Source organism: Pseudomonas sp. TH43 (genome assembly GCF_016650635.1).
Taxonomy (GTDB): domain Bacteria; phylum Pseudomonadota; class Gammaproteobacteria; order Pseudomonadales; family Pseudomonadaceae; genus Aquipseudomonas.
Genome location: NZ_JAEKFI010000004.1, coordinates 1,873,002 through 1,886,968, shown reverse-complemented (window position 1 = coordinate 1,886,968; position 13,967 = coordinate 1,873,002). Strand labels below are relative to the sequence as shown.

Sequence of the window (13,967 nt, the reverse complement as noted above, 5' to 3'; positions counted from 1 at the left end):
GAGGGTTCAGGAGGTCATTTTTCCTGCAACTGTTCGAGTCGGGTGTCGAGATCGGCGTTCGGGTAGCGTTTGTGCAGGTTGTTGAACAGGCTGTCGGCCGCTTGCGACTGGCCGGATTCGCGCAGGCGCAGGACTTCGCGCAGTTGCGCGTCGAGGCCGTTGGCTGGCGCTGCGGCACGTTTGCTGAACTTGGTTTCGTCAGCGCTGAGCGCTTCGCTTTGCATCGGTTTGGCCATTTCCATCATCGGCGCCGGAGCCGGCATGGCACTGGCCGGGGCGGACAAGCGGTGCAGTTGTGCACCGCCCTCCTCGGCCATCGGCACGGCGAGACTTGGGGCCGGGGCGTAGTCGTACTGGCGCTGCGGTTCGGGCACGCGTTGCACCAGCGACAGCATCAAGGCGACGCCGACCAGACTGGCGAATGCCACTTGCCAGCGTGGTTTACGGCAGGCCTGAAGCCAGCGTTGCCCCAGCGTCGGTGACACGGCCGGGGTTTCGCGGCGCGCGGCATTCAAAATGAATGCATCGAGGTGCGCGGGCGGCTCGCCGTCATGCTGTTCGCGGACATGGTTGATCAGCGGATCTTCGGGTGTCTTGCGGGCGTCAGTCATGTCAGTACCTCCTCGGCCAGCAGCCGACGCAGTTTTTGCTGGGCGTAGCGCAGGCGGCTTTTGACGGTTTCCAGCGGTGTTTCGGTGAGGCTGGCGATTTGTGCCAGGTCAAGATCGCCGTGGGCGCGCAGCAGGAACACTTCGCGTTGTTCGGCGGGCAAGGCTTGCAGGGCGTTTTCCAGGCGCTGGCTGTCGCGGCTGAGGCTCAGCAATTGTGCAGGATCGCTGGCTTCGTCGCTGAGCGCATGCGCCTGCTCGTCGTAACTGTCGTGCAGCGGTTGTTGGGCGCCGTGCTTGCGCCAATGATCGATCAGACGATTGCGGGCAATCTGGAACAGCCACGTACGAAAAGTCGCCCGGCCTTGTGGCTGACTGGCGCTGCGAATCAGGCTCAGCCAAGTCTCCTGAAAGACCTCGTCGGCCAGCTCGGGTTTGCCGCTCAAGCCAAGCAAAAATCGATACAGGCCCTGACGATGGCGGGCGTACAAAATCTCGAACGCCGCGCCGTCGCCCTCGCGATAGCGCGCCAACAGCGCTTCATCGCTGTTGGCGGTTGAGCTGTGCGCAGAGGCGAACAGCTGACTGATAAAACCCTTCAGCCGACTCACTATTCAATCCGTCGCTCAGTGGCCATCGCGTTCGATGCGGTAGCAGTGCGCAGGCTTTGCGCCAGTTCGACCAGTTGCACGAACTCGTTACGCAAGCCGAACCGGTCGTCGCCCCTCGCGCCGCGGGCCAGCGCTTCGGTGTCTCTCAGGCTGAAATCACCGGTGTAGCGACCGTCCTTGAGCTGCTGAGAAAACGCCGCAACTGCTGCGGCAAAACGCAGGTCTCCGCTGGCGGGTGCGACCTGATTGGCGATCGGGCGCTCGATCAGCAGACTTTTCCCACCGTCAGGTTGTTGATAACGCACACGCAGCATCGCCAATTCTCCGTTCTTTTCGGACTCAGCCGCACTCGATTTACCGTAGCGCAGCGGCTCCAGCCAACCCTTCTCGCCCGCCGGGACAATTTCGTAGAGCGCAGTCACGGTGTGGCCTGCGCCGATTTCGCCGGCATCGACTTTGTCATTGCTGAAGTCCTCACGTTTCAACGCACGGTTTTCGTAGCCGAGCAGGCGATACTCGCTGACCTGCGCCGGGTTGAACTCCACCTGCAATTTGACGTTTTTCGCCACCACGGCAAGGGTCGAGCTGAGCTGATCGACCAACACTTTGCGCGCCTCGCGCAGGTTGTCGATGTAGGCGTAGTTGCCATCGCCAGCGTCGGCCAGTTGTTCCATCAAGTGTTCATTGTAGTTATCCACACCGAAACCCAGGGTGGTCAGGGAAATCCCGGTTTTGCGTTTATCCACAGCCATTTGCTTGAGGCTGTCGAAGTCGCTGACGCCGACGTTGAAGTCGCCATCGGTGGCCAGCAGGATGCGGTTGATGCCTGTGGGCATGAACGCCTGCTGGGCCATTTGGTAGGCCAGCTCAATGCCTGAGGCACCCGCGGTCGAACCGCCCGCCGTCAACTGATCGATAGCTGTACGAATTTTCGCTTTTTCCCGTCCGGAAGTGGGCTCCAGCACCACTCTCGATTCGCCGGCATACACCACCAGCGACACACGATCCTGCTCGCGCAATTGATCGACCAGCAGTTTCAACGTGCTTTTGACCATCGGCAGGCCTTCGCGACGATCCATCGAGCCGGACACATCGACCAAAAACACCAGATTGGCCGGGGCCAATTCCGCCACCGCGCGGTCGGAGGCCTTGATGCCGATGCGCAGCAGCCGCGTGTGCGGATTCCACGGTGACGCGGCCAATTCGGTGGTCACGCCAAAGGGCGAGCCGTCGCTGGGCAAGGCGTAATCGTAGGGGAAGTAATTGACCATTTCCTCCAGTCGCACGGCGCCTTCCGGCGGTAGCCGTCCCTGATTGAGCAAGCGACGGACGTTAGCGTAAGCACCGCTGTCGACGTCGGCGCTGAAGGTTGAAACCGGCGTCTCGGCGACACTGTGGATCGGGTTGTCGGCAAGTTTTTGATACTGCTCGCGCGGCTCGTCGCGATAGCCCTGCGGATAACTGTCGGCACTGGGCATTGCCACGAAACTGGCCATCGGCGCCGGATGCGCCATGCGCTTGGCCATCGCCCCTCCCGCCATTAGCGCTTCGTGTTGAGCCAGCACCTCAGGTTGCGCCGGTGGCGGCACCGCGGCGGATTCCGGAGGGGTGGGCACACCACAGCCACCGAAGGCCAGCAAAACACCGACCGCAACAGGGCGCAAGAAAGGCAGAGGAAGGGACATGGGGCTGACCTCGGGATGAAATTGAGCATTCATCCACTGAGACGGCCAGCCCTTCCGATTCGGGTTAACCCCGTTGAAAAAAATTTACCGGGGATAAATCAAAACAGATTGAACGGCACGTTCGCCACCAGGCGGAACTCGTCGTAGCTGCCGTCGATCTGTCCGCCACTTTCCCGGTGGTTGTAGACAATGCTGCGCAACACGGTGTTTTTCAGCCTGCCGGACTGCACGACATAGGCAACCATCAAGCCGTTTTCGTTGTGCTTGGCACCGTCGAGCCCACGCACGTTGTAGCCGGTGTTGTGGCCGTTGCGATCACCGCTGTAATGCGTGCCGTCGATGCCCCAACCCTTGGCGTGCCAGAGGCTGGCGGTCAGGCCCGGGACACCATAAGTGGCCAGATCAAGGTCGTAGCGCAACTGCCAGGACCTTTCGTTCGGGCCGTTGTAGTCCGAGTACAGTGAGTTGGCCATGTAGTTGCCGGTGGACTCCCACACATAGTCAAAGTATTCGTCGCCGAACACCTGCTGCCACGCCGCGGTCAGGCCATGGGCGCCGTGGGCGGCCGTCATTGCCAGACTGTAGGCGTCGTTGTCGATGTAGCCCAAACGCTGTTCGCCCTGATCGCGGGTACGGTAGTAGTTGAAACTGGTTTTCAGGGCCAGATCCGCGCGATTGCCGACCACGTGGGTCGCGCCCAGATAATATTGTTGCCACATGTCTTCGAAACGCGAGCCGTAGGCGCTGAGTGTCAGCCCGGCCGGCGCGGTGGCGGTGCCTCCCAGGTAACTGATGCGCGAACCGCTGTAGGCGCGATTGCCGAAGGTTGTAGTGAGGCGCTCGCTGCCACTGCCGGTACGCGGGATGGCGCGCTCGAAACTGCCCGCTTGCAGCGCCAGCCAGTCGAGCTCGTTGCTGTTGATCGCAACGCCCTGAAAAGTCGACGGCAAGGCACGGTTGTCTTTGTAACGCAGGATCGGGTTTTCCGTGAGCATCCGGCCGGCCTTGAGTTCGCTGCTCGATACGCGCAGCTTCAAGTCACCCACCCCCAGACGACTCCAGGTCGGCAGGGCGTCGCCATTGCTGTCGACCAGCACACGGTCACCACCGTTGGCGACCGCGCCATGGCCACGCTCAAGCGTGACAGCGCTGAACAACGCCGCATCGACACCCACGCCGATCAAGCCCTCGGTGTAGCCGGAGCTGTAGTTGAGCATGGCGGTCTGCACCCACGTGACGCGCTCGCGGGTTGGCTCTGCGACGCCATCCTTTTTGATCACCAGGTGCGTGCTGCGCTGGGTGTGCTGATTGGAATAGTAGTGACGCAAATTAAGGTTCAGGTGGCTGCCATCCAGCAGCCCGGTGGCTTGATCCTGCGGCGCCACCGGTTCGGCGGCCCAGCCGGGCTGGACGACAGCCAGCATCGCGATCATTGCGCGAGGTGCATGTGATTTCATCGGAACGTGCCTGTAAAAATAAGGCGCACCGCGCAGGCGCCGGGCGCATGAGCGGTACACCACAACCATCGGGTATCAGCGAGGCGGCGCGGACGGCCAGTGTTTGATCGGACCGCGCCAGTTTTCGTAAGCCTTGGCGCACTTCAACAACCACTGATCGGCGAACCGTGGGGCAATCATTTGCAGGCCGATCGGCATGCCCTGCGTGGTAAACCCGCAGTTGATCGACAGGGCCGGTTGCTCGCCCATGTTCCACGGCACGGTGAACACTATGTGTTCGAAAGGCTGGCGCGGGTCGTTGCCCGGCGAAGGCCACTCGGCCGGGAAGCTGCTGACCTGATTGGTCGGCGACAACACCAGGTCCAGATCGTTGAACACCGTGGCGCAGCGCCGACGAATTTCGAACGTCTGGTTGAAACCTTCGACGGCTTGTACCGCGTTCATCTGCGCTGCCGTCGCGGCCCACTCTTCGATGTAGGGCAGAACCTTGCCGCGTTGCTCCGGGCTCAGGGCTTGCAACTGCGACAACTGGCGGGCACGCCAGAAGTCATCGAGACCATCGAGCAAGCGCCGATCCATCACCGGCCCGATCAATTCCACTTGTGCACCATTGGCTTCGAATAACCGTGCAGCCTGACGCACGGCGTCACACACTTCGCTGTCGGGCTGGAAGCCGCAACCGGGATCGAGCATCAAGCCAATTTTCAAACCATGCATCGACGGCAGTTGCAGGTCCCAATCCAGCAGCTGCGCCGCAAGGCTGGTAGCGTCGCGAGCATCCGGTTGCGCCAGATATCCCATCATCAATGCGCAGTCATCGACCGTGCGCGTCATCGGCCCGGCACAGCGACCGGTGTAATAGGGATCAATGGGAATCCGCCCCAGGGTTGGCTTGAACCCCACCAGGCCACACCAGCCCGCCGGCAGCCGCACCGATCCACCGATGTCGGTACCGACATGCAGCGGGCCATAACCGGCTGCCGCCGCAGCGGCTGCGCCGGAACTCGAACCTCCCGGATTACAGGAAACGTCCCAAGGGTTGCGGGTGATGCCATGGAAACTCGACAGTCCCGACGACAGCATGCCGAAGTCCGGCACCGTGGTTTTGCCGAGGATGATCGCTCCGCTTTCACGCATGCGCGCAGCCGGCGGTGCGTCTTCGGTCGCGGCCACCAAGGTGCTGGCGCGAGACCCCTGAGGAATGCAATCGCCTTGGGTGGCGATCAGTTCCTTGAGCGTCACGGGCACACCGTCGAGCCAGCCGCGCGGCGCGCCTTTGCTCCAACGTTCGCTCGACGCACGCGCCTGCTCGCGGACACGCTGCGGATTGAACGCGTAAAGGGCACCGATGCTCGGCTCCCAACGTTCGATGTGGGCCAGCAGGTGATCGTAATACTCCAGCGGGGACAACTCGCGACTGGCGAACAAGGCCAGCAATTGCGTCGCCGGTAAATCATGTAAATCCATCATCCAATAGCCATCCGTGCCAGACCCAGGGAGCCCATCCTGCAACGACTGCCTCAACGCTCCGGCACCAGCGACGGTGCCTTATGAACGGGCTCGCGCCCGCCAAAATACGTGGCGCAACCGACACCCACCGCGCCCATCACCACGCAGTACACCACGCACACCCAAGGGCTCCATGGCATCAGTGCGATCAGCAACAACGGTGTGGTGCTCGCCCACAGCGCGTAGGCAATGTTGTAGGTAAAGGAAATGCCCGACACACGGATATGCGCCGGAAACAGGCTGACCATCACCGACGGCACGGCGCCAACCACGCCGCAGCTCAAACCCGCCAGCGCATACGCCAGCCCCAGCCAACTGCCACCGCTGATCAGGCAGCCATAAAGCACGGCAATACCGACCGGCAGCAATACGCTGTAAAGCTTGACCGTGCGCCAGGCGCCGATGCGGTCGACGATCAACCCGGCGATCACGCAGCCAATATTGAGAAAGACGATGCCCAGACTGCTCAGACCAAACGTGTGGCTGGGGGTCATGCCAAAGCTCTTTTGCATGACGGTCGGGGTGATCACCACCAGCACCACCACCGCCGACGTCAGCACGCAGGTCAAAATGAAGGCCGGCCACAAGCGGTGCCGGTGCTCGCGCAACACGGTGCGCAACGGCAACTCGGCATCCGCCTCACGGCGTGCCTGCAACGCCACGAACACGGGCGTCTCGCTCAGCCAGCGACGCAGCCAGACGCCGATCACGCCGAACAACCCACCGAGCAAAAACGGCAAGCGCCAGGCGTAATCGAGAATTTCCGCGGGAGTAAACAGTTGCGCCAGCAGTGTCGCGGTCAGCGCGCCGAGCAAATAACCGAAGGTCAGTCCGGCCTGGAGAAACCCCAAGGCGTAGCCACGATGCCCCTCCGGCGCGTGCTCAGCGACGAACACCCAGGCGCTCGGCACTTCACCACCCACCGCCGCGCCTTGCAGCACCCGCAGGACCAGCAATAACAAGGGAGCGAAATAACCGATGTGTTCGTAGGTCGGCATGATGCCGATCAGCAGGCAAGGCAACGCCATCATCAGAATGCTCAGACTGAACACCCGTTTGCGTCCCAACTGATCGGCAAAGTGCGCCATCAGGATCCCGCCCAGCGGTCGCGCCAGGTAGCCAGTGACGAAAATCCCGAAGCTTTGCAGCAGTCTCAGCCATTCCGGCATCTCTGGCGGAAAGAACAGTTGGCTGAGGGTCAGCGCAAAAAACACGAAGATGATGAAATCATAGATTTCCAGGGCACCGCCAAGGGCGGCAAGGCCCAGGGTCTTGTAGTCAGACCTGGAAAACTGATGGGGTCGCGAGCCGTTAAGGGCAGTCATGGGCCAACTCTGAATAGACGAATGAGAGAGCGACGCCGGCCAGCGAAGTTCGCCATGAACCTGCCCACTCGTGCGCCACCTGATCAATTTCAGCAGCGCGATATCGTCCATGCAAAAGCGTCGTCGGACAACCAAACCCGAGCTCTGTGCTGCTTTTTAGTGGAAATCTGTACATTGAGTTTTCGTTCGATTAAACAATAATCAGGGCCTCCCTAACTCCCTGAATATTTGGCCAATCATGGAAGAAATTACACGTAACTTCGTCGATTTTGCTAATCCAGACATAGAATCCATTGCCATCATCCGGGGACGCGTCCTTCAAGCCTTGCAGCAATATCTGCTCGAGCGCGACTTCAAACAGTTGATGCCGATCCTGATGTCGCCGATCACCGATCCGTTGAACCACGCGGTGTATCCGGCCGAAATCCAGTACGAAGAACGCCGTCTGAAACTGACGGCCAGCATGATCTTCCACAAGCAGTTGGCACTGACCGCCAAGGGCCACGAAAAGATCTTTATCGTTGCGCCGAACATTCGTCTGGAAAAGGCCGAGATCAAGGATTCCGAGAACCACCTGCTGGAGTTCTCGCAGTTCGATTTCGAGATCCGCGATGGCGACATGCACCAGGTCATGGCCCTGATCGAAGGCCTGATCAAGCATGTGTTCAGCGAAGTCAGCCAACACTGCGCCGCCGAGCTCGCACAGCTTGGCCGCCAACTGCCGCACTTCGCCACGGCGTTCCCGATCTACAGCTCCGACGAACTGCGCGCCGAGCATGGCGATGACTTCGAGAAAATCATGTCGGCGAAAGCGCATACGCCGTTCTTCGTCACCAACTACCGCCGCGAGTTTTACGATCGCGAAACCCCGGGCAAACGCGGTGCCTACAACAACTATGACCTGATCTATCCCGATGGCTACGGCGAAGCCCTTTCGGGTGCCGAGCGCGAGTTCGAATACGAGCAGATCTTCTACCGCATGAACGAACTGTCGATGGACCTTGAGCCGTTCGCCAACTACCTGGAAGTCGCTCGCCGTGGCTTGTTGCACCCAAGCGCCGGTGGTGGCCTGGGCATCGAGCGCCTGCTCAAATTCATTTGCGGCAAGCGGCGCATCCGCGACGTGGCGCTGTTCGACCGCACCGTCGGTACCAGCTTCCTGTTCTGATCCGGACTGATTCACCACGCCTGCTCCCGCTCCGGCGGCGGCAGGCTGTGCCATGGAGAAACACAATGTCTGCACCACTGCGCATTCACTGGTGCTCACCGCTAGACAGCGGTCAGCAAAAGGCCTCGGAAAAGTACAACACCGGCGCCCTCGACTTTGCCGGTATCGTCGACTTTGCCCAGGAAGCCGATGAGCTGGGCATCGACTCGCTGTTGATGGGCATCAGCTATCACATGCCCGATCCGTTGCCGATGATTGGCGCGCTGGTCCGCGAGACCGAGCGGGTCAAATTCATTCTGGCCTACCGTCCCGGCCTGGTGCCGCCGACCTTGTTCACGCAGATCGTCAACACCGTTTCGTGGATGTCCGACAAGCGCATTTCACTCAATCTTGTGGCCGGTATTTCGCCGGATGAGCAAGCCTATTACGGCGACTTCGTTGCCCACGACGGACGCTATGAGCGCACCGGCGAATTCCTCGACATCCTGCATCGATTCTGGAACGGCGAATCACCGCTGACCTATCACGGCGCCCACTACCGCATCGAAAAAGCTCAGTTGGGCCTGCCGTTCAAGGACGCCGAGCGCCCGCGTATTTACCTCAGCGGCGCCTCCGACATTGCTCAACAGATCGCCATCAAGCACAGCGATTGCTGGCTGCGTTACGGCGATACGCCTGAAGGCATTGCCGAGGCCAGCCGCACTGTTCTGGAGTCGGGTTGCTCGGTGGGTATCCGCATGCACGTGCTCGCTCGCGAAACCCGCGAAGAAGCGCTGGCGGCCGTCGAAAGCATGATGGAAAACCCTGACGAGCAGCACCGTGAATGGGTCCGTGAATTTGTCGGCCGTTGCGATTCGGAAGCGGTGAAAACCTCGTTCCGCCTGGCGGAGAAAGCGCAGCACGACTGGCTGTCGCCGATGCTCTGGTCGGGCGCGGTGGCGTATCGCGGCGGCCCTGCGTTATGTGTGGTCGGGAGCTACCAGGAAGTCGCCGAATACTTGTTCGAGTACAAGAAAGTCGGCGTCAGCGAGTTCATTTTCTCCGGCTGGCCAACCCGCGACGAAATGCGCCGTTTCTGCAAGTACGTGCTGCCCTATTTGCGCGAACTGGAAATGGTCTGGGATCGCGATCATGCCTGAGGCCAGCGTCGATGCTCGCAGCAGTGCAATTCGCTGGTTCGGTGCCGGGCTGTTGTGCGCGTTGCTGGCAGAACAGACCGTGCTGTTTGCCGTGCCACTGATGATTTACCAACTGACCGGCAACGTGCGCTATTCCGGCGTCGCGTTTGCCCTTGAATGGCTGCCGGCACTGATCGCCTATCCGTTCGCCGGCCTGCTCGCCGACCGCTTCGGCGGTCGCCTGCTGTTTCGCGCAGCCAACACCGCGCGCGGCTTGAGTCTGGGCATCACCCTGTGGATCTGCTGGTATCAGCCGCAGTGGATGATCTGGGCATTGATCGGCAACGGTATCGTGCTCTCGGTGTTGATGGCGCCGGTGCGCATGGCGGTTGAAAAAAGCGTGCCGCTGATCGCCGGTACCGAGCGTCTCGCGCACTGTCAGTCGCTGGTGCAGAACATGGAGCTGCTGGCCATGGCGCTCGGCCCGGCACTCGCCGCCGGCCTGGCGATGTACACCGACAAACGCTGGTTGCTGGGTCTGGCAGCCGTGGCGCTGGTTGCCGCGGCGCTGTTCTGGAGAGGCCTGCCAACAGCACGAACACCTGCCAGCGGTCCGAGCAGCGTGTTCAAGGATCTGGCCCTCGGCTGGCGCCTGCTGCTCGGCAACCCGCCGGTGCTGACCCTGGCCGGCCTCAACTTCACCATCAACCTGGCATTCGCTGCGGTGCTGAGCGCCAACGCGTTTGTCATCAGTGGGGTATTCAGCGCCGCCGACGGTGTGTTCGGTCTGATGAACGCCGGGGCCGGCGCCTTGGGCCTGCTGAACTTCATTCTGGTGCCGCGGCTGTTGGCGCGCATGTCGATTTATCGACTGGGTGCGCTGGGCTTCGCCTTGCTGTGCCTGGGCTTGATCTGCATGGGCGTGGCCAACGGCGTGTTGCTGTATGCGCTGAGCTTTCTGCTGGCCATGGCCGGTTGTGCGTTGTTCAACGTGTTCAACCGTACGCAGCGGATCAAAGCGATCGAGAGAGCCCACCTGGGCAAAGTCATGGGGCCGTTTTATCTGGTCAACCTGCTGTCCTATCCGCTGGGCGGCCTGTTGACCGCCAGCGTCGGCCACGTTTACGGCGCACAAGTGCTGATTCTGGTGCTGGCACTGGTGCTGACCGTCCCCGGCACTCTGCTGTTCATCTTGACCACCCGGCGTTTCCAGCTGGCCTTGGGTGGTCCGTCGCTCGCCATGGAGGCATCCCAATGAAAGCCCTGCCGCACTGCCTGCTCGCCACGGTCGAGTCCGACTCGCACATGTGGAACCTGGTGTATTTGCAACTGTGGCTCGCCGAGCATGGTTTGAACGTGAAAAACCTTGGCAGCTGCACGCCGATCGACGCCGTGCTCACGGCACTCGAGCAGCGTCGCACGCACCTGCTGGTGGTCAGCAGCGTCAACGGCCACGGCTACTCGCAAGGCCTGGAGCTGATTCGCCAGGTGCGCCGGAAGCACCCGCATTTGCCCTGCGTGATCGGCGGCAAGCTGACCACTTCCGAAGAGGAAACCCTGGTGGTTCGCCAACCGTTGATCGAGGCCGGCTACAACCAGGTATTCGTCGGCCCCGACGCGATCGACTCCTTCAGTGGCTACCTCGGCACGTTGCACGCACCCGCCGACGCTGAACCCGCACCCGCCATTAGCGTGCCGTCCTGGGGTTGATCCCCACCACGGCTGACTTCGCTCAATCAAGGATCACCACGATGCATATCGTTATCGTCAACCGCTGGCCGCGCTTTCGTGATGAGCGCCGCTGGGACAACGAACTGACTCGCTACGAAGACTTCTTCGATCATCAACAGCACCGCATCAGCTACGTGGTCGATGGCCTCGGCGCCCAAGGCGTGCTCGCCCCGGCGCAGCAGATTGCTCATCAAGTGCAGGTCGCCGACGTCAATCAATATGAACAACTGCTGGGTGCGGTACAGGAAGTCATCGACCGCGTTGGCCCGGTCGATCAGTTGATCGCGCTGTCCGAGTTCACCCTGGAAATCGCCGCTCGCGTGCGCCAGACCCTGAACATTCCCGGCGATGGGCCGAACGAAGTGGCGGTGTACCGCGACAAGGCCCGCATGAAGGAAATCCTTCAGGCCCAGGGCTTGCCGGTGCCGGCATTTGCGCGCTGCCACTCGGTTGAGCAGGCATTGCACTTTGCCCGCGAGATCGGTTTCCCGGTGATCGTCAAACCGGTGGACGGTGCCGCGAGCATGGGCGTGGAGAAGGTCGAAAACGAATCTGCGCTGCACGACCTGCTCAACACCATCGACCTCTCGCGTTACGAGATCGAAGCCTTCATGCACGGCCAGACCTATCACATCGATGGCTTCGCCGACGTCGATGGCAGCGTGCCGTTTCAAGTGGTATCGCGCTACATCAACAGTTGCCTGGATTTTACCAAGGCGCAGCCGTTGGGCTCGGTGATTGTCCAGGCGTCGCCGCTGCGCACGCGGATCGAGGCGTTCAGCCAACAGATCATGCGCGCACTGAATTTGCGCTGCACCGCGTTCCATCTGGAGATCTTCGTTGAGGCGGACGAGTCACTGGTATTTCTCGAAGTCGGTGCGCGGGTCGGTGGCAGTGAAGTTCCGCACCTGATCAACAAGGTCTTCGGGGTCAATCTTTACGAGCACTGGCTGCGTCGCCTCGCCGGCGATCAGGTGCCGCTGCCGGCCAACGACGACGATCCAAGTGGCGGCTGGCTGGTCATTCCCAAACCCGCCCAGTTGCCGTGCCGCGTCGTGCACGCGCAAACGCTGCGCGGAACAGTGCCCAACCTGTGGCGCGAGTTGCTGCCCGAACCCGGACAAATCCTCGAAGCCGGGGGCAGCTATGACGCGTTGCACAGCGGACGTTTCATTTTTGTTGGCGGCAGCGAGAGCGCCACTGAAAGCAATATTCATCACGCCACCCAAACGTTCCAATTTCAGGCGGTACCGCTATGAACGCCACCTCCTCCCAAGCCTGGAACGACGAACCGTTGCTGGGTGAGCTGAATCACTATCTGCGCGCCGACGAACGTCGCGCCGTCGCGACCATCGGCGACCGCTTGATCGATGCCGCCGGCGGTCTCGATGGGCTGCCTGATTACAAACTGATGGTTGCTTACGGCGGTGGCAAGGACAGCTCGTATACCGTGGCGATGCTGCGCGCTACGCAGTTGCATCTGTCGGTGCTGCACGGCCGCACCTTCCAGTTGCGCATCGCCAACATGCGCCACGCCGGTGTCCCGGATGCGGTGATGGCAAACATCGATCGGGTCTACCGCGCCCTGCACCTGTTCGACGACCCTCGGGTGGAAATGCTGGTGGTCGATCACCAGCAGATCCGCGCGTTTGAGCGTCATCTGCCGTTCCCTGACGACGTGCAGGCGATGAACCGTTTCGACGTGTTAATGAATGGCCATCGCACCGCCGGCGACGGGCGGCCGACTTTCTGCAACAGCTGCAACCTGGCCGTGGCTGATTTCTACGGGCGGGCGGCGTGGTGGCAGGGCGGCGTCAATGCGGTGGTTACCGGCGACTCGCGCAAGGAACAGAAACACTATTTCACCTGGATCATGCGCCTGGCGCAGCGTCTGGGCCTGAATGTCGACGAGTGCCGCCGCCAGGGTTTTCGCGGACTTCTGCAAGCGCTGGATGGCGTGGCCCAGAGCTATTTCGTCGAGCTGTTCGGCGAAGGTTTCGATCAACAGCGCGAGGAGCGTCGCGTCGCCTGCGGTGATGAACATGCCGATCCGGCGTTCGTCAGCATTTACGATCTGGTCAGCTACAAGGTCGAGGATCACTGGGAACTGATTACTGAGTTTCTCGATTTCCGCTTCGAAGAACTGGCGTTCAGTTTCACCGAGTCGGACTGTGCCAACCCGATGTTGATGGCGCACTTTCGTGGCCTCAAAGCCGAGTACGTGCAGGGCCGCAGTTACAACCAGGGCATAGCCGAATACCTCGAACTGGCGCAGGCGCTGATGCGCAAAAAGGAAATGCCCCAGCGCCTGATCGATCTGGCCATGGCCGCGTATGCCGACGAACAGGGCATGCAAGCACGCCGCACTCTCGCCGCGCGCTTCGCCGAGCAGGCGTTTGGCCTTGATGAAGCGCAACTGGTCTGCATGCAGTTTGCCCCGTTCGTTGACCGTGGCCGCGAGCTCTCCAGCTTTCTCGGGCTCTGCCACGCGCAGCATCTGGTCAACCTCGACGACCTGCACCGGATCCTCGCCGGCGAGCACAACGAGCCGACCCTCAGCCAATGGCTGAGTCAGGTCAGTGGCTTGCCGTTGCCGGCATTGCGCAGCCTGTACGCGCATCAACGGATCGATTTTGACAGCGACGCGACGCTGATCGCCCGGGTTCGTGCCGGCGATCCGCACAAAGGCCGGATCAGCCGCTACGACCCGGCCACCGGCGAAACCGTGGTCGAACTGGTTTCGGGACGCTGAGGC

Annotated in this window: 12 protein-coding genes; 6 read left to right on the top strand and 6 right to left on the bottom strand. The window is 61.4% G+C overall.

Features of this window, described 5'->3' with window-relative positions; genetic code table 11:
• Positions 1-14: 14 nt before the first annotated feature.
• The 6 genes from JFT81_RS24925 to JFT81_RS24900 all read right to left on the bottom strand — a co-directional run bounded on the left by JFT81_RS24925 (position 15) and on the right by JFT81_RS24900 (position 7,195).
• Positions 15-611, bottom strand: a complete 597-nt coding sequence (locus JFT81_RS24925) for a hypothetical protein (RefSeq protein ID WP_201199546.1) — start codon at positions 609-611, stop codon at positions 15-17.
• Positions 608-1,189: an RNA polymerase sigma factor gene (locus JFT81_RS24920; protein WP_201230638.1), complete on the bottom strand. Its 582-nt coding sequence runs from the start codon at positions 1,187-1,189 to the stop codon at positions 608-610. Before JFT81_RS24920 ends, JFT81_RS24925 begins: the two co-directional genes overlap by 4 nt.
• Positions 1,190-1,218: 29 nt before the next feature.
• Positions 1,219-2,904, bottom strand: coding sequence for a VWA domain-containing protein (locus tag JFT81_RS24915; RefSeq protein ID WP_201229756.1), 1,686 nt, complete (start codon positions 2,902-2,904; stop codon positions 1,219-1,221).
• A gap of 98 nt (positions 2,905-3,002) precedes the next feature.
• A complete protein-coding gene (locus tag JFT81_RS24910; RefSeq protein ID WP_242485664.1) occupies positions 3,003-4,328 on the bottom strand; it encodes an OprD family outer membrane porin in 1,326 nt (441 codons plus the stop codon).
• A gap of 108 nt (positions 4,329-4,436) precedes the next feature.
• Positions 4,437-5,831, bottom strand: coding sequence for an amidase (locus tag JFT81_RS24905; RefSeq protein WP_201229750.1), 1,395 nt, complete (start codon positions 5,829-5,831; stop codon positions 4,437-4,439).
• A 50-nt stretch (positions 5,832-5,881) separates the two neighbouring features.
• Complete coding sequence (locus JFT81_RS24900) at positions 5,882-7,195, bottom strand: MFS transporter (protein WP_201229749.1); 1,314 nt, start codon at positions 7,193-7,195, stop codon at positions 5,882-5,884.
• 238 nt (positions 7,196-7,433) lie between these two features.
• Between JFT81_RS24900 and JFT81_RS24895 the strand changes: the two genes are divergently transcribed.
• The 6 genes from JFT81_RS24895 (at position 7,434) to JFT81_RS24870 (ending at position 13,964) form a co-directional block, all read left to right on the top strand.
• Positions 7,434-8,363 carry an asparagine synthetase A gene (locus JFT81_RS24895; RefSeq protein WP_201229747.1) on the top strand — a complete coding sequence of 310 codons (930 nt, stop codon included), beginning with the start codon at positions 7,434-7,436 and terminating at the stop codon, positions 8,361-8,363.
• 65 nt (positions 8,364-8,428) lie between these two features.
• Positions 8,429-9,502 carry an LLM class flavin-dependent oxidoreductase gene (locus JFT81_RS24890; RefSeq protein ID WP_201229745.1) on the top strand — a complete coding sequence of 358 codons (1,074 nt, stop codon included), beginning with the start codon at positions 8,429-8,431 and terminating at the stop codon, positions 9,500-9,502.
• Positions 9,495-10,739: an MFS transporter gene (locus JFT81_RS24885; RefSeq protein ID WP_201229743.1), complete on the top strand. Its 1,245-nt coding sequence runs from the start codon at positions 9,495-9,497 to the stop codon at positions 10,737-10,739. Before JFT81_RS24890 ends, JFT81_RS24885 begins: the two co-directional genes overlap by 8 nt.
• The gene (locus JFT81_RS24880) at positions 10,736-11,191 is read left to right on the top strand and encodes a cobalamin B12-binding domain-containing protein (protein WP_201199528.1); all 456 of its coding nucleotides are present in this window, start codon (positions 10,736-10,738) and stop codon (positions 11,189-11,191) included. Before JFT81_RS24885 ends, JFT81_RS24880 begins: the two co-directional genes overlap by 4 nt.
• Positions 11,192-11,232: 41 nt before the next feature.
• A complete protein-coding gene (locus JFT81_RS24875; protein ID WP_201229742.1) occupies positions 11,233-12,471 on the top strand; it encodes an ATP-grasp domain-containing protein in 1,239 nt (412 codons plus the stop codon).
• Entirely contained in the window at positions 12,468-13,964 is a 1,497-nt protein-coding gene (locus JFT81_RS24870) for a hypothetical protein (protein WP_201229741.1), read from the top strand. The genes JFT81_RS24875 and JFT81_RS24870 overlap by 4 nt, the downstream gene beginning before the upstream one ends.
• Positions 13,965-13,967: the final 3 nt, after the last annotated feature.